The organism is Burkholderia sp. AU38729 (assembly GCF_020419725.1).
In the GTDB taxonomy this organism is placed as follows: domain Bacteria; phylum Pseudomonadota; class Gammaproteobacteria; order Burkholderiales; family Burkholderiaceae; genus Burkholderia.
Window position 1 is genome coordinate 313,885 of record NZ_JAIZQO010000007.1, and the last position, 15,757, is coordinate 329,641.

18 protein-coding genes are annotated in these 15,757 nt (G+C 70.5%); 4 read left to right on the top strand and 14 right to left on the bottom strand.

Annotated elements, in window-relative coordinates:
• Positions 1-12: 12 nt before the first annotated feature.
• Positions 13-747, top strand: coding sequence for a DNA polymerase III subunit epsilon (gene dnaQ, locus LGM56_RS20440; RefSeq protein ID WP_226206620.1), 735 nt, complete (start codon positions 13-15; stop codon positions 745-747).
• A gap of 34 nt (positions 748-781) precedes the next feature.
• Here the strand turns inward: dnaQ and LGM56_RS20445 are convergent, their stop codons facing one another.
• Complete coding sequence (locus LGM56_RS20445) at positions 782-1,114, bottom strand: YnfA family protein (RefSeq protein ID WP_226206621.1); 333 nt, start codon at positions 1,112-1,114, stop codon at positions 782-784.
• Positions 1,115-1,652: 538 nt separating this feature from the next.
• On the opposite strand from LGM56_RS20445, the gene proP reads away from it, so the two are divergent.
• Entirely contained in the window at positions 1,653-3,140 is a 1,488-nt protein-coding gene (proP, locus tag LGM56_RS20450) for a glycine betaine/L-proline transporter ProP (RefSeq protein ID WP_226206622.1), read from the top strand.
• 109 nt (positions 3,141-3,249) lie between these two features.
• On the opposite strand, the gene LGM56_RS20455 is transcribed toward proP, so the two are convergent.
• Positions 3,250-3,444 carry a hypothetical protein gene (locus LGM56_RS20455; RefSeq protein ID WP_069249260.1) on the bottom strand — a complete coding sequence of 65 codons (195 nt, stop codon included), beginning with the start codon at positions 3,442-3,444 and terminating at the stop codon, positions 3,250-3,252.
• Positions 3,445-3,629: 185 nt separating this feature from the next.
• Positions 3,630-4,259, bottom strand: a complete 630-nt coding sequence (locus LGM56_RS20460) for a glutathione S-transferase family protein (protein WP_089494567.1) — start codon at positions 4,257-4,259, stop codon at positions 3,630-3,632.
• A 259-nt stretch (positions 4,260-4,518) separates the two neighbouring features.
• On the opposite strand from LGM56_RS20460, the gene LGM56_RS20465 reads away from it, so the two are divergent.
• Positions 4,519-5,736, top strand: coding sequence for a polyhydroxyalkanoate depolymerase (locus LGM56_RS20465; protein ID WP_226206623.1), 1,218 nt, complete (start codon positions 4,519-4,521; stop codon positions 5,734-5,736).
• A gap of 7 nt (positions 5,737-5,743) precedes the next feature.
• Here LGM56_RS20465 and LGM56_RS20470 read toward each other — a convergent pair whose 3' ends face one another.
• The 11 genes from LGM56_RS20470 to madL form a co-directional block, all read right to left on the bottom strand.
• A complete protein-coding gene (locus tag LGM56_RS20470) occupies positions 5,744-6,388 on the bottom strand; it encodes a phosphoribosyltransferase (protein WP_226206624.1) in 645 nt (214 codons plus the stop codon).
• A 124-nt stretch (positions 6,389-6,512) separates the two neighbouring features.
• The gene (locus tag LGM56_RS20475) at positions 6,513-7,034 is read right to left on the bottom strand and encodes a phospholipase D-like domain-containing protein (RefSeq protein WP_226206625.1); all 522 of its coding nucleotides are present in this window, start codon (positions 7,032-7,034) and stop codon (positions 6,513-6,515) included.
• Between the two features lie 117 nt (positions 7,035-7,151).
• A complete protein-coding gene (locus tag LGM56_RS20480; protein ID WP_226206626.1) occupies positions 7,152-8,084 on the bottom strand; it encodes an acyltransferase domain-containing protein in 933 nt (310 codons plus the stop codon).
• On the bottom strand, positions 8,081-8,947 hold the full coding sequence (gene mdcB, locus LGM56_RS20485) for a triphosphoribosyl-dephospho-CoA synthase MdcB (protein WP_226206627.1): 867 nt from the start codon (positions 8,945-8,947) through the stop codon (positions 8,081-8,083). The genes LGM56_RS20480 and mdcB overlap by 4 nt, the downstream gene beginning before the upstream one ends.
• Positions 8,944-9,612, bottom strand: coding sequence for a malonate decarboxylase holo-[acyl-carrier-protein] synthase (gene mdcG / locus LGM56_RS20490; RefSeq protein WP_226206628.1), 669 nt, complete (start codon positions 9,610-9,612; stop codon positions 8,944-8,946). The genes mdcB and mdcG overlap by 4 nt, the downstream gene beginning before the upstream one ends.
• The gene (gene mdcE, locus LGM56_RS20495; protein ID WP_089494560.1) at positions 9,599-10,306 is read right to left on the bottom strand and encodes a biotin-independent malonate decarboxylase subunit gamma; all 708 of its coding nucleotides are present in this window, start codon (positions 10,304-10,306) and stop codon (positions 9,599-9,601) included. The genes mdcG and mdcE overlap by 14 nt, the downstream gene beginning before the upstream one ends.
• A complete protein-coding gene (locus LGM56_RS20500; RefSeq protein ID WP_226206629.1) occupies positions 10,293-11,246 on the bottom strand; it encodes a biotin-independent malonate decarboxylase subunit beta in 954 nt (317 codons plus the stop codon). Before LGM56_RS20500 ends, mdcE begins: the two co-directional genes overlap by 14 nt.
• The gene (gene mdcC, locus LGM56_RS20505; RefSeq protein ID WP_047900325.1) at positions 11,243-11,557 is read right to left on the bottom strand and encodes a malonate decarboxylase acyl carrier protein; all 315 of its coding nucleotides are present in this window, start codon (positions 11,555-11,557) and stop codon (positions 11,243-11,245) included. Before mdcC ends, LGM56_RS20500 begins: the two co-directional genes overlap by 4 nt.
• 10 nt (positions 11,558-11,567) lie before the next feature.
• Complete coding sequence (gene mdcA / locus LGM56_RS20510) at positions 11,568-13,214, bottom strand: malonate decarboxylase subunit alpha (protein WP_226206630.1); 1,647 nt, start codon at positions 13,212-13,214, stop codon at positions 11,568-11,570.
• Between the two features lie 134 nt (positions 13,215-13,348).
• Complete coding sequence (gene madM, locus LGM56_RS20515) at positions 13,349-14,116, bottom strand: malonate transporter subunit MadM (protein WP_089439681.1); 768 nt, start codon at positions 14,114-14,116, stop codon at positions 13,349-13,351.
• An 11-nt stretch (positions 14,117-14,127) separates the two neighbouring features.
• Positions 14,128-14,523: a malonate transporter subunit MadL gene (madL, locus tag LGM56_RS20520; RefSeq protein ID WP_034186756.1), complete on the bottom strand. Its 396-nt coding sequence runs from the start codon at positions 14,521-14,523 to the stop codon at positions 14,128-14,130.
• A 328-nt stretch (positions 14,524-14,851) separates the two neighbouring features.
• Here madL and LGM56_RS20525 point away from each other — a divergent pair, with 328 nt between their 5' ends.
• Positions 14,852-15,700, top strand: a complete 849-nt coding sequence (locus LGM56_RS20525) for a LysR substrate-binding domain-containing protein (protein ID WP_085040476.1) — start codon at positions 14,852-14,854, stop codon at positions 15,698-15,700.
• The last annotated feature ends 57 nt before the right edge of the window (positions 15,701-15,757 follow it).

Consider the following 15,757-nt stretch of genomic DNA (forward strand, 5'->3'; position numbering starts at 1 on the left):
GTATTTCCCGACATGCGCCAGATCATTCTCGATACCGAAACCACCGGCCTGAACGCCCGCACGGGCGACCGCCTCATCGAAATCGGCTGCGTCGAGCTGCTGAACCGGCGGCTCACCGGCAACAACCTGCACTTTTACGTGAACCCCGAGCGCGACAGCGATCCGGGCGCACTGGCGGTGCACGGGCTCACGACCGAATTCTTGAGCGACAAGCCGAAATTCGCGGAAGTCGCCCACCAGATCCTCGACTTCGTGAAGGATGCCGAGCTGATCATCCACAACGCGCCGTTCGACCTTGGCTTCCTCGATGCGGAATTCGCGCGGCTCGGCCTGCCGCCGTTCACCGAGCATTGCGGCGGCGTGATCGACACGCTGGTGCAGGCCAAGCAGATGTTCCCGGGCAAGCGCAACTCGCTCGACGCGCTGTGCGACCGCTTCGGCATCAGCAACGCGCACCGTACGCTGCACGGCGCACTGCTCGACTCGGAGCTGCTCGCCGAAGTGTATCTGGCGATGACACGCGGCCAGGACAGCCTCGTGATCGACATGCTCGACGACGCGGGCGCCGACGGCGGCGCGGGCAACGGCCAGCGCGTGTCGCTCGCCGCGCTCGACCTGGCCGTGGTGACCGCGAGCGACGACGAACTCGCCGCGCATCAGGCGCAGCTCGACGAACTCGACAAGTCGGTCAAGGGCACCTGCGTGTGGCGCACGTCCGCCGACGCGGGCGCCGCCGAAGCGGCTTGAAGCAGGCGGCCGGCGGCACGCGCCGCCGCCGCGCTCACGCGCGCGGCTGCAGCGCGATGACCGCCATTCCGCCGAGCGCGAGCACCGCGCCGGCCACGTCCCAGCGGGTCAGCGCAACACCGTCGACCACCCGCAGCCAGACCAGCGCCACCGCGATATACACGCCGCCGTACGCGGCATAGGTGCGCCCCGCCGCACTCGGGTGCAGCGTCAGCAGCCACGCGAACAGCGCGAGCGACAGCGCGGCCGGCACCAGCAGCCACACCGGCCGGCCGTCCTTCAGCACGAGCCACGGCAGGTAACAGCCGACGATTTCGGCCAGCGCGGTGGCGACAAACAGCGCCGCGATCCTCATCAGTTCGGTCATCCGGTTCCTCGTGAATTCGGCCCCGTCACCCGGGGCCGCACGGCCCCGCCGTGCGCCGCCGATCATACCCGAGCCACCCCCGCCGGACGCCCCGCCAGCCGGGCGTTTCCCGGCAATTTGCACGATCATCCGTCATCGTGCTATCATGTCGCCTGTTTCAACATTCAATCTCTGTCTATTCGATTTCGAGAGAAGTCCGTCCGCGCGTTGCGGGCCGGCGCTTCGACCGAAATTGCACACACAGAAAAGCCCGCCCGACAGGCCCGCTTTTCTCGTTTCGTTGCCCCTCCGGGGCGCTTGCCGGAACGCCGGACACCGTCCGCACCGGCATCTGCCGCCAGCATCACGCGGCCCATTCTTCATGAGCGCACTGTCGCGACGGCCCATCGGGCCCGCGTCGAAGCAGCCCCTTACGGCCCTTTACCGCCTGCAATGCAGTAAGTGCTTAAAGGTCTGCCCCGACGCGCCGCATCCGACACCGCGCTCGCCGGCAAACCGTGTCGGACGGCCCGCCCGTTCGGCGCAGTCAAAGGAGTGCATGACCTTGACCGCAACACACGTCAGCCCGACCGCTGCTTCTTCCACCGCTTCGTCGTCCGGCGAAGCCCCGCTCGTCGCGGACGACATCACCGTCGTCGACCAGAGCCTCCTCAAGCGCGCCGTCAGCGCCATGGCCATCGGCAACGCGATGGAATGGTTCGACTTCGGCGTCTACAGCTACATCGCCGTCACGCTCGGCAAGGTGTTCTTCCCGTCCAGCAGCCCGTCCGCGCAGCTGCTCGCGACCTTCGGCACGTTCGCGGCCGCGTTCCTCGTGCGCCCGCTCGGCGGCATGGTGTTCGGCCCGCTCGGCGACCGCATCGGCCGCCAGCGCGTGCTCGCCGCCACGATGATCATGATGGCCGTCGGCACCTTCGCGATCGGCCTGATCCCCAGCTACGCGTCGATCGGCATCATGGCGCCGGTGCTGCTGCTCGTCGCCCGCCTCGTACAGGGCTTCTCGACCGGCGGCGAGTACGGCGGCGCCGCCACCTTCATCGCCGAATTCTCGACCGACAAGCGCCGCGGCTTCATGGGCAGCTTCCTCGAGTTCGGCACGCTGATCGGTTACGTGATGGGCGCGGGCGTCGTCGCGCTGCTCACCGCGTCGCTGTCGCAGGAAGCGCTGCTGTCGTGGGGCTGGCGCGTGCCGTTCCTGATCGCCGGCCCGCTCGGCCTGATCGGTCTCTACATCCGGATGCGGCTCGAGGAAACGCCCGCGTTCAAGCGCCAGGCCGAAGAGCGCGAAGCGCAGGACAAGGCCGTGCCGAAGGCGCGCTTCCGCGAAACGCTGATGCGCAACTGGCGCGCCCTGCTGCTGTGCGTCGGCCTCGTGCTGATCTTCAACGTGACCGACTACATGGTGCTGTCGTACCTGCCGAGCTTCATGTCGTCGACGCTGCATTTCGACGAATCGCACAGCCTCGTGCTCGTGCTGATCGTGATGGTGCTGATGATGCCGCTGACGCTCGCCGCCGGCCGCCTGTCGGACAAGGTCGGCCGCAAGCCCGTGATGCTCGCCGGCTGCGTCGGCCTGCTCGTGCTGTCGATCCCGTCGATGATGCTGATCCACACGGGCACCACGGCGTCGGTGTTCGGCGGCCTGCTGATCCTCGGCGTGCTGCTGTCGTGCTTTACCGGCGTGATGCCGTCGGCGCTGCCGGCGCTGTTCCCGACCGAGATCCGCTACGGCGCGCTCGCGATCGGCTTCAACGTGTCGGTGTCGCTGTTCGGCGGCACGACGCCGCTCGTGACCGCCTGGCTGGTCGACGTCACGCACAACCTGATGATGCCCGCGTACTACATGATGGGCGCCGCCGTGATCGGCATCGTGTCGGTCGTCGCGCTCGCCGAAACCGCGCGCCAGCCGCTCAAGGGCTCGCCGCCGGCCGTCGCGTCGCGTCGCGAAGCCCACCAGCTCGTGCGCCAGATGCGCGAGGACGACGAATCGGATATCTACAGTGTCGGGTCGCCGGCACGCGCCTGAGCGTCGCCCATGAAAAAGCCCCGGCCGAAGCCGGGGCCCGATCGAACCCGATCCGCCCGACCGGCTTGCGCCGGCCGGGCTTTTTTTCATCCATTCGACGCCAGCGCGCTCACGCCTGCGCTTCGCAGTGGCGGCAGAAAATCAGCGCACGCGAGCGCGACACGGCGGCCTGCGCACCGCGCGCCGCGACGATCAGCCCGACCTGACCCAGATTGAAATCGCGCTCGACCATCAACTGCGTCAGCGCGGCAAGCGGCAACACGAGGGACGGGTGGTACAGGCTCGATTCGATCAGGGCTTTCATCTGCGGCTCCATCAGGCAAGGCGTCATTCGATGGAGTGGATTCTAGGGACCGGCCGCGTCCGGATAAACAGCGCGAATGCGAAGTCACTTGTCAGCCGCCGAGAACAATCGACAGCGCCTTGCCTGACAAGGCTGAGCGGGCGACGGGCCGCCGCGCGGGGCCCCGCCGCAGGTCGCCGCGACGCCTAGACGAGCGGTGTTTCGACGAACGCCGGCAGCGCTTCCGCCCGCGCCGAATGCGCGGCCAGTGCCGGATAACGGGCCGGATCGATCCGCGCGAGCACCGGGTAGTCGGCCGCCATGAACTGCGTGAAGCGCCATGCGACCGCGACCGTCACGTCGGACTGCAGCAGGCGCGCGCCGCCGAACCAGCCGTTCGCGGCCGCGACGAGCGGCTCAAGTGCGCCGTATGCGCCCTCGATCTGGCTCAGCACGCGCTCGAGCCACGGCGCATGCTGCTTGTCGGCCGGCCGCAGCGCCTGCTCGTAGACGACCTGCACGGTCTTCTCGGCGGCCGCCAGCGCGAAACCGACCGGCACGAGCGCGCGCAGCCGTGCATCGGCGGTATCGGGCAGCAAGCGCCGCTCGGGCGCGACCAGGCGATCGAGATAGTCGACGATCAATGACGAATCGAGCAGCGTCGCGCCGTCGTCGGTCACGAGCGTCGGCGCCTTGACGACCGGGTTGGTCGCCCTGAACTGCTCGAAATGACGGAACACCGAGATCGACTCGTGTTCGAACGGGAGGTCGAGCAGTTTCGCCGAAATGGCGACCCGACGCACGAACGGGGAATCCAGCATGCCGATCAGCTTCATCGCGAACGCTCCGCTTCAGGGGAATGGGAGCGACGACTGTAGCAGCGTCGCGCGGCATCGCCTAGGGCTAGGGCCCATTGCCGCCCGCAACGAGCGGGGGCCGGCGCCGCGACCGCGTTTGCCGAAATAGCAGAACGTGCTCGGCCGGCCTTCGCGCCCGTGCGCCTGATGCACATCAACCCGCCGCGCGCGGGACTCACGATGTCCGGCCACAGTGACCATAATGCAAGTTCCCCCCCCTTCCGCCTCAAGGTTCGCCATGTGGTATGCCCTCGTCGAGCAGCAGCGGGAATGGATGCGCGCGTGGCGCGCGGCGACGCGGCATGCGTTCGACGCCTGGCCCGCGGCCACGCTGCCGCACGCTGCGTCGTCCTGCTACGACGACCTGTTCGAGCCGCTGCTCGGGCCGCCGGACGGGCCCCCGCACTTCGACATCGGATGGCCGGCGCTCGGCGAGCGCGTCGTCGCGCGCACGCCGTTCTGCGACCTGCGGCGCTTCACGCGGGCCGACGCGCCGCGCACGGTGCTGCTGTGCGCGCCGCTCGCCGGGCATGCGGCCGTGATGATGCGGGAAACCGTCGAGACGCTGCTCGCGGACGGCGATGTCTGCGTGACCGACTGGCGCAATGCGCGCGACGTGCCGCTCGCGTCGGGCCGTTTCGGGCTCGACGAGTATGTCGCGACGCTCGACGGCTTCGTCGACGGGCTCGGGCACGACGACCGGCCGCTGCATGTCGTCGCCGTGTGTCAGGCGACCGTGCCGGCGCTCGGCGCGCTCGCGCTGCGGGCGGCGCGCGGTCTCCCGTCGCCCGCGAGCGTCACGCTGATCGGCGGCCCGCTCGACGCGCGCCGGAATCCGAGTGCGCTCGGCACCGCCGCTGCCGCCCATTCGCTCGGCTGGTGCCGCCGCCACCTGATCGACGTCGTGCCGCCCGACTTCGCGGGGCACGGCCGCCACGTGTTTCCCACCTATCTGCAACAGGGCGAGATCGCGCTCGTGTACCCGCAGCGCTTCCTGTCGCTGATCGAAGCGTACGCGCTGGCCGCGTCGCGCTTCGACATGACCGGGCTCGCCGGCGCGCGGCGCGCACTGCTCGAATACACGGCGCTGCTCGACATGCCGGCCGAGTATTTCCTCGATACGGTCGACATCGTGTTCCAGCGCATGAGCCTTGCGCTCGGCACGTGGGACGTGGGCGGCCGGCGCGTCGAGCCGGCGGCTTTGCGCGGCCTCGTCCTGCTGACCGTCGAAGGTGCATGCGACAAGGTCACGGGCGCCGGCCAGACGCACGCGGCGCTCGACCTGTGCAGCGGCCTCGCCGACGACGAGCGCTTTCGCATCGACATCGACGACTGCGATCACTACGGGCTGTTCACGGGGGCGCGCTGGCACGGGGACGTGCATCCGATGCTGCAGCGCGTGTTCGCGTGGGCCGAAGCCCGCCGCCCTCGCCCGCGCCGCATCCGGCGGACGTGATGCCGAATCAGCGCCGCGCCGCGTCGAGCAGTGCGCGCACCTCGTCGTCGCTCGTCTGATCGAAGCGCGCGTAGAACTGGCTGATCCCGAAGAACGGCAGCGGCAGCGTCACCGTGACGAACGCGTCGGCCAGATCGTCGAACACGTGCCGTGTACCCGCCGGCGCGACCGGTGCAGCCGCGATGATCCGCGCCGGACGACGCTCGCGTAACGCCTGCAGCGCGACGTGCATCGATGCGCCGGTCGCGACGCCGTCGTCGACGACGATCGCGATGCGCCCTTCGACCGGCAGCGGCGGCTCGGCACCGCGGTACAGCGCTTCACGGCGATGCAATTCGGCCGTCTCGCGCGTGATCACGTCGGCGAGCTGCGCGTCGGACACCTTCATCGAACGAAGCACCGAACGCTGCAGATGAATCGCCCCGCCCGTCGCGATCGCGCCCATCGCGAGCTCGGGATCGTGCGGCACGCCGAGCTTGCGCACGACCAGCACGTCGAGCGGCGCATGCAGCGCACACGCGACCGGATAAGCGACGGGCACACCGCCGCGCGGCAACGCGAGCACGACGACATCGCCACGCCCCGCGTATTCGCGCAATGCACCGGCCAGCTGGCAGCCGGCATCGGCGCGATCGGCAAAACACTCGAACACGATCGGCTCCCTGCCGTTGCGCCGGATGCGCGAAACCCGCGCCGGCGCCTGTCAACGAGCATGGTTCATCGGCCGCGCCGATGCAAGCAGGGTCACACCGGCACGCGCGGGCCGACGGAAAAGGTCAGAGGCCGCCGGCCTGCCGGTACAGCCGCCAGAACGACTGGGCATAGGATTGCGCGAGCTCGGGCGCACGCTGGAACACGTTCACCGTTTCCGCGTGCGTGGCCGCGCCTTCGGACAACGTGGTCAGCGCGACGCTGTCGTCGACGATCACGAAGCGCGGCGCGGGATCGCCGTGCCGCGAATCGATCGCCACGTCGATCCCGGAAGATTTCAGATAGCCCGCGCCGCTGTACCGGCCCGCGCGCGGCGAACGCACGAGCACGACACGCAACTCGATCCCGCGCGCGCGGGCCGCGCGCAGCGCGCTCGCCACCGCCGGCGGCACGTGCGTGTAGCCGGCCAGCAGCACGCGACGCTGTGCCTGCCCGATCAGGTCGACGGTCGCGTCGGCCGCTGCATTGTCATACGAAAAGTATGTGCCGACCGATGCGGCATCGGACGGAATCTGGGCGGCGTGGGCGCTCGCCGCGCAGCAAAGGGCGGCGAGAAGGAAGGCGGCTGGTCTCATGGCGGGCGCCATTTTAGCGATGCCAATTCGCGTGGCAAGCCCCACCTGAGAGGCTGCTGCGCCGGCGCAACACACAGCGCAAAACCGGGGCCCGGCGAACGGGTCAGCGCCCGTCTTTCATGCGGTCGATCAGCCCGTCGCGACGCGTGAGAGCCAGCTCGCCACGCCGTCGACGGAGCGGAAGTCCGCGAGGCTGCGCGCCGGCAGCGCCGGATAGGCGCCGCCAGCCATCTCGGCCAGCGCGCGGCCGGGACCGAGCTCGAGGAACGCGGTCGCACCGGCCTCCACGCAGGCGGCCAGACAGGCGGCCCACTCGACCGGCTCCGCGATCTGCCGCGCAAGCTTGTCGAGGCCGGCGTCGACGTCCAGCACCGATGCGCCATCGATCCCCGAAAACAGCCGCGTACCGGGCAGCGGCCGCCGCACGTCGGTCGCGGCGAGCGACGCGTGAAACACCGGCACGGCCGCGGCGAGCCGGCGCGTATGCGATGCGATCCGCACGCAGACGGGCGCGACGCGCAACCCGCCGGCGCGCGACGCGTCGTCGGCCACCGCGTCGACATCGGCCTGCCGCCCCGCGACCACGAACGCGTCGCCGGGATTCGCGATCGCGATCGCCGCGTCGCGACCGTCGCACAACCGCGCGAGTTGCGCGCGCGTCAAGCCGCGTACGAACACCATCCGCTCGTCGCCGCCGCTCGCGGCATCCATCGCGCGCGCACGGGCATCGGCCAGGTCGAGCGCGGCGTCCGGCTCGATCATTCCCGCGACGCTCCACGACGCGACTTCGCCGACACTGTAGCCGGCGACGCAGCGCCGGCGCGGCCACACCGCGTCGAGCAGCGCGGCGGCGGCAAGCGCCTGGACCGTGCAGAGAATCTGCGCGGCACGGTTTTCGCGCAGCGCATCCGGCCCGGCCTGCCGGACCCACGCGCGCGGATCGTCGCCGAGGAGCCGACCGGCATGCGCGAACAGCGCGTCGGCCTGCGGCGCGGTGCCGGTCAGGTCGAACATGTCGGCGCGCTGCGCGCCCTGCCCCGAACAGAGGATGGCCAGCGTCATCGCGCGCCCTCGTCAACTTCGAGCGCATCGACGAAGACGCTCATCGCGAGCAGGTCGGCCGCGCCGCCCGGGCTGAGCCGCCGTGCCACGAACGCACGATGCGCGGCGGCCGCGCGCAGCCGCCAGTCGCGCGCCCGCACGCCGCCCCGTGCCGCGAACGCGCGTGCGGTCGCCCGCGCGAACGCGAGGCCGGCCTGCCCGCCCCGGTGCAGCAGGTTCGTATCGTCGAGCGCGGCGATCAGCGCGAAGCATGCATCGACGCGCGCGGCTTCCGGGTCGCCCGGCAGGTCACGCTGCGCGCGACGCAGCGCGGGCAGCCCGACCGCATAGACCGTTGTGAACCCGTCGGCCGCCTCGCGACGTGCGCCGCCGACGCCGTAGCGGCGGCTCGCGCGTTCGCCGTGGCTGTCGGGCAAGCGCGGGCCGCCGAGGATATCGGCACCCCAGCGGAGGGAGACGAACGCACCGAGCGTCATTCCGACCGGCACGGCCCCCGGCATCGCGCGCCGACCGGCAGCCGCACACAGCAGCCCGAGCCCGAAGATCGCGCCGCGATGCGTGTTGACGCCACCGGTCGCGGCGAGCATCGCGTGCTCGGCACGCAGGCCGATCTTGCGCAGCACGGTCATGTCCGCATCGCGTGCGCCCGCGTCGGCCAACTCGGCGAAGTACGGCCGCAGCACGGCGGCGCTGCGGGCGAACGTCGCGGCATCCATGTCAGTGTGACTGCCGGTGTCGACGTGGCTGACGAGCCCTGGCTTCGGAAAGGTCTCGATTTCGAGCACGAGGCTGCGCTCGGCCAGGTCGGCGATGCGCTCGGCCTCGGACGGCGCCGGTACGCGGCAGGCAGCCCACGCGCTCATCGTGCCCCTCCGAGGAATGCGTCGGCCGGCATCAGTTCGACGCTGATCGCGGTCTTGACCGCGACGTCAGGCTGCCGCGTATGCAGTTCGCGCCAGTTGACGCCCGCGCCGTCATCGCGCAGCAGTTCGCCGTCGATGCGCATCGGCGCGCGCGCGTCGATCGCCGCGAGGCCGTCGAGCAGCGGCGCGAGCGATGCAGGGTCCGGCAGCGGGAACACGACGTCGAGATCGGACGGCGCCCCCAGGTACGGTTCGCCCGTCAGCGCCTGCCACGCGAGGCTGCCGAACACGCGGCCCTGCACGCCGTAACGCGCGCCGAGCGCATCGAGTTCGCGCAACGCCGCGCGCCACGCGTCGGGCGCGGCGGCGAGTACGTCGGACAACGCCGGTAGCGGGCCGACCGTCGCGAGCGCGTCGGCCGTCGCGTTCAGCGCGATGCGCCGCTTGCCCGCGGAAGGCGGCAGCGGCAGGCCGAGCGGCACGCGGCCGGCATCGGCCTCGTCGGGCGACGCGCGACGCACGATCAGCGGCCAGCCGCGCTCGGCCCACGCCTGCACGAGCGGATCGGCCGCGAGCGCGGGATCGCGCGCGAATGCCGCGCCCCACCCCACCGCCGTCAGCGTGACGAGCGTGTGGCGGCGCAGCGGCAGCTCAACGTGCGGCACGCGCGAGTGCCTCGACGCGCTGGGCGACATCGGCGGCAACCGGCCGGCCGCGTGACGCACGCCGGTCGACGCGGTCGGCCGGCTTACCGAGCCATTCACCGACCTGCGCGTCGAGCGCACGGGCCGGATCGAGCACGGCGTCGACGGCGCCCATCTTCACGAGGTTATCAAGCCCCGGCGCGAACACCGGCGTCGAGCGCGACATCTCCTTCAGCACGTCGATCGGCAGCTTGGTCACGCGCGACATCGACGGCAGGTCCATCACCTCCGGCTCCGCGCCCGGCACCGCGAGCAGCGTGCGCGTCGCGAGCGCGGTCGCGATGAACGCGCCGGCGGCCGTGTGGCCATACAGCACGCCGATCGTCCGGTGCCCGGCGAGATCCGCGTGCATCAGGCACTTCGCGAGATGCGACAACCCTTCGTTCAGGCCGAGCAGTTCGTCGCGCTTGCTCATCCGCTGGCTGTCGCTGTCGACCAGCACGACGATCGGCGTGTCGCCGCCGCGCGCGATCGTGTCGAGCACGTGCGACGCGAGCGTCAGCGCCTCGTCGATGCCGAACGGCAGACGGTCGGCAACGCCGATCACGTCGACGCGCGTGCCGGCCAGTTCCGCGCGGCCGGTCAGCAGGCCGCCGTGACGGGCGATCGAGTGGCCTTGCGGGAACAGTGAATTCAGCACTTCATCGAGCGTCATGCGAGCTCTCCTGCAGTTGGTCCGCGAGCGCGGCGAACGCATCGTCCGGCATCCCCGGGATCGCTTCCGGCGCGCTTGCACCGAGCGTGCGCCACACGTCGAGCGCATCCTTGCACGCGCCGAACCGTTCGACGCGCGCTTCGAGGCGGGCCTGCTCCGCGCGCAGCATCGCCGCATCGAACTTCGGCGCACGGCCGATCAGCGCGAGCGCCGCCGCACGGAACGCAGCGGGCGTATCGGCCACGTAGCGATCCGCACCGCCGATCAGCCGCCGGTGCTTGCCGCCCATCGTGCGCCAGATCAGCGCGCGGTCCTTCGCATCGAATTCCTCGACGCCGCGATTGGTCTCGATCACTTCGGGGCCCGACACGCTGATGCGGCCCTGCTCCGATACCGCGAGCGCCGAGCAGCACGCGGCGAGCAACCCGCCGCCGCCGTAGCAGCCCGCGCGCCCGCCGATCAGCCCGATCACCGGCACGCCGGCCGTGCGCGCTTCGACGAGCGCGCGCATGATCTCGGCGATCGCGAGTTCGCCCGCGTTCGCTTCCTGCAGCCGCACGCCCCCCGTATCGAACAGGATCAGCACCGGCTTGCCGGTGTCGCGCGCGGCGCGCAGCAGCCCGGTGAGCTTCGCGCCGTGCACTTCGCCGAACGCGCCGCCCATGAAGCGACCCTCCTGCGCGGCGACGAACACCGGCTGGCCGTCGAGCCGGCCGTGGCCGACCACCATCCCGTCGTCGAACTGCTGCGGCAGGTCGAACAGCGGCAGGTGCGGGCTGGTCACGCGCTCGGCCGGGCCGAGGAATTCGCTGAAACTGCCGGCGTCGAGCAGCCCGTCGATGCGCTGCCGCGCCGATGCTTCGTACCAACTCGCGGCATTCGCGACGAACGCGGGCGTATCGTGCGTATCGCGCGTATCGTGGATCGCGTCGTTCGTCATGCGTCCCCCTCGATTGCCCGCACGGCTTGCGCGAGCCGCAGCGACACCATGTCGGGCCGCGCGCCGCCGTCGTTGATCGACAGCTTCAGGCCGCCCGGCGTGCGCCGCTCGACGAAATCCGCGACGACGGCCTGCCACACCGCGCCGAACCCGACCGCCGCCGTGCGGATGTCGATCTCGCATTCGTTGCCGGGCAGCACGCGCTCGACGAGCACTTCGAGATTGCCGGACGCCACCACGCCGACGAGCGCCGCGGCCTGCTCGCCCTTCGCGCGCTCGCGCGCGGTGAAGCGATAGTTCAACTGTTCCATGCCGTTGTCCTTACCAGTTGCGGAACCGGGCCGGCGGCGCATACAGGCCGCCCGACCAGTGCACGAGATCCTTGATCGAACGCGCGGCGAGCCAGCGGCGGTCGGCGTCGAGCGGATCGATGCCGAGATCCTCCGGGCGACGGATCACGCCCCGTTCGCGCAGCCGCTCGACCATCTTGCGGTCGCGGCCGCGGCCGACTTCCGTATAGCCGGCGACACCGCGGATCGCGTGCTCGCGTTCGTCCTTGTCGCGGCACATCAGCAGGTTCGCGATCCCTTCCTCGGTGACGATGTGCGTGACGTCGTCGCCGTAGACCATGATCGGCGCGAGGTCGAGCTGCAGCTTGTCGGCGAGCTTCAGCGCGTCGAGCTTCTCGACGAACATCGGCGCGTTCTTGTCGCCGAACGTCTCGCCGATCTGCACGACGAGCTTGCGGCCGCGCCTGAGCGCCGCTGGCGTGTCGGGATCGGCTTCCGCACCGGCCTTCAGCCACGGCTCGCTCGGATGGCGCCGGCCGCGCGCGTCGCTGCCCATGTTCGGCGCGCCGCCGAAACCGGCGATGCGCTCGGCCGTGACCGTCGACGAATGGCCGGACAGGTCGATCTGCAGCGTCGAGCCGATGAACATGTCGCACGCATACAGGCCCGCCGTCTGGCAGAACGCGCGGTTCGAGCGCAGCGACCCGTCGGGCCCCGTGAACCAGATGTCGGAACGCGCGCGGATGTAGTCGTCCATCCCGACTTCCGAGCCGAAGCAGTGGATCTGCTCGACCCAGCCCGACTCGATCGCGGGAATCAGCGTCGGGTGCGGATTGAGCGCCCAGTGCGAGCAGACCTTGCCCTTCAGCCCGAGCTTCTCGCCGTAGGTCGGCAGCAGCAGCTCGATCGCGGCCGTGTTGAAGCCGATCCCGTGGTTCAGGCGCTTGATGCCGTACGGCGCGTAGATGCCCTTGATCGCGAGCATCGCGGTGAGGATCTGCGTTTCGGTGATCGCCGCCGGATCGCGCGTGAACAGCGGCTCGACGTAGAACGGCCGGCCGGCCTCGACGACGAAATGCACGCGATCGCCCGGGATGTCGACGCGCGGCACCTTGTCGACGATGCGGTCGACCTGCGCGATCACGATGCCGTCCTTGAACGCGGTGGCTTCGACGACGGTCGGCGTGTCTTCGGTGTTCGGGCCGGTGTAGAGATTGCCGTCGCGGTCGGCGCTGACCGCCGCGATCAGCGCGACCTGCGGCGTGAGGTCAATGAAGTAGCGCGCGAACAGCTCGAGATAGGTGTGCACCGCGCCGAGCGCGATCTTGCCGCCGAACAGCAGCTTCGCGATGCGCTGCGACTGCGGGCCCGAATACGCGAAGTCGAGACGCTTCGCGATGCCGCGCTCGAACACGTCGAGATGCTCGGGCAGCACGACGCCCGACTGCACCATGTGCAGGTCGTGGATCTTCGCGCTGTCGACGTCGGCGAGCGCAGTGGCGAGCAGGTCGGCCTGCTTCTGGTTGTCGCCTTCGAGGCAGACGCGGTCGCCGGGCCGCAGCACCGCTTCGAGCAACGCCACGGTGTCGCGCGCATCGACCCGCTTGCCCTGCGCGTAAACCGCGCCGGCCGCGAGCCGTGCATCGCGCGCCTGCCGCGCGTGATTCCATCCCGTCATGAACAGTTCTCCCGCTTCGATGGTTCAGCGGCATTCTAAGCCTGGCGCCGCCGCCGATTGATGATGTTGACGAATGCGACTCAGAGGACGCCGCGATGGATGCGGCCCGCGCACGGGCCGCCCGTCGGTGGGGCCTACGCGCCGACCAGCGCGCGCGTCGTGAAGAACAGCAGCGACGGCCCGAGCAGGCAGCCGACGCCCGTATGGAACGTCGCGACCAGCGCGCCGTACGGGACGAGCCGTCGGTCCGTCGCGGCGAGCCCCGCGCTCACGCCGCTGACGGTGCCGGCCAGGCCGCCGAAGATCATCGCGGAGCGCGGCGTCTTCAGGCCCATGAAGTTGGCCGCGACCGGCGTGCCGACCATCACGATGATCGCCTTGACCAGCCCCGTCGCGATGCTGAGCGCGATCACGTCGGAGCTTGCGCCGATCGCCGCGCCCGTGACGGGACCGACGATGTAGGTGACGGCGCCCGCGCCGATCGTCGTCATGCTGACCGCGTCGGTATAGCCGAAGGCGCGCGCGATGCACGCGCCGACGATGAACGGCAGCACGGTACCGAGCAGCAGCGACACGACGCCGACGAGCCCGGCCTTGCGCGCCTCGGCCGGCTGCACTTCGAACGCGGTCGCGACGATCGCGAAATCGCGCAGCATGGCGCCGCCCATCAGGCCGATGCCGGCGAACAGCTTGACGTCGGCCAGCCCCTTCTCGCCGCCGGTGAATGCGCCGCCGACATAGGCCAGCACGAGACCGATCACGATCGCGATCGCGGAGCCGTGCACGCGGCCGAACGTGAGCTTGCGCGACGCGATCGACGACAGCCACATGATCAGGCCGACCAGCGCGAACGACGCGACGAGCCCGTTGTGGGCGACGGTTTTTTCGAGCATCTGCAGCATGGCGGCCTCCGTTACTGTTCTTCGAATTGCGGCACGCCCGCGAAGGCCGTGTCGTCGCGCCCGGTGCGCACGAGTACCGCGATGCAGCATGCGCAGATCGCGACCGCGCCGACGGCGGCCAGCAGCGCGACCGGGCCGCCCTTCAGCGCGGCGACGACGTTCTGGTTCGCGGCCATCGCGACGACGACGGGGATGTACATCGCGCCCCAGAAACCGACGCCGGCCTCGGTCTCCTTCGGCAGCCAGCCGCGGCGGTGCAGCCACAGGCGCAGGCAGATCAGCAGCAGCATCGCGATGCCGACGCCGCCCACGTTGGTCTTCACGCCGATCGCGCTGCCGAGCAGGTCGCCGAGGAACAGTCCGGCGAGGTGGCAGAACGCCAGTAGCGCGGTTCCGTAGATGATCATGAGTCGTCTCCAGTCTCTTCGTGACGGGCGCATGGCCGCCAGCAGGAGCCGAATCGTGCCCGCCGATCCCGTGCCGGGCGTGTCTCCTGCGGCGGTGCGCCGCGGCCCGGCGGGCCCGTCATGCGGGCACGTTCTCGGGCGGTCGATGGGATGATGCGGTTTCGGGCCGGACGCCGGATGCCGTAGACTGAATGAAGCAGCCGCCGGCCGACGCGGGCTACGCGTCCGGTGCGCCCCGTTGCGGGCCGCACCGGCGCGTGATCCGATACTAGCGCCGCAATATCCGGCCATTTATGAAGTTGTCGAAACCGATTCAGTGGATTTAGCAATGCGTCCGTTACCGCCCGAGCTGCTGCGCAGCTTCGTCGCCGTCGCCCAGTCCGGCAGCTTCACCGCCGCGTCCGAGCGCGTGAGCCTGTCGCAGTCGACCGTCAGCCAGCATATCCGCCGCCTCGAGGAGCTGCTCGACCGGCCGCTGTTCGAACGCGACACGCGCAACGTGCACTTGTCGCAGCACGGCGACGCGCTGTTCCGCTACGCGGTGCGCATTCTCGAACTGATGGACGAGGCCGTCACGTCGGTGTGCGGGCCACCGCTGTCGGGCAAGGTGCGGCTCGCGATGTCGGAGGATTTCGCGTCGGCGCACCTGACGGCCGCGCTCGCGAGCTTCGTGCAGCGCAATCCGGAAGTCGAGCTCGCGATCTCGACCGGGCTGTCGGGCGACCTGTTCGACGCGCTCGACGAAGGGCGGCACGATCTCGTGTTCGCGAAGCGCATCGCCGGCAGCCGGCGCGGCCGCGTGATCCGCAGCGAGCCGCTGTACTGGTGCACGGGCCCCGATTCGCGGATCACCGGCCACGAGGCCGTCCTGCCGCTCGCGATGCATCCGGAGCCGAGCGTGTCGCGCCGCCGCGTGCTCGAATCGCTCGAGGCCGTCGGGCGGCCGTACCGGATCGCGGTCGTGAGCAGCAGCGTCGCGGTGTTGCGCGCCGCCGCGAGCGCGGGGCTCGGCGTCAGCGCGTTCGCCGGCTACGTGATCCCGGCCGGGCTCGCACGGCTCGACGCCGGGCTGCCCGAACTCGGCGAACTCGAATACGTGATCGACCGGCCGACGGCCGCGTCGCGTTCGACGCTCGCACTCGAAGCGACGCTGATTACCGCCGCGTCGGAGTTGTAACCGCGCCTGGCGCGACCCACGCAGGGGGCGTCGCACCCGCACCTGACAGCTTTGCCC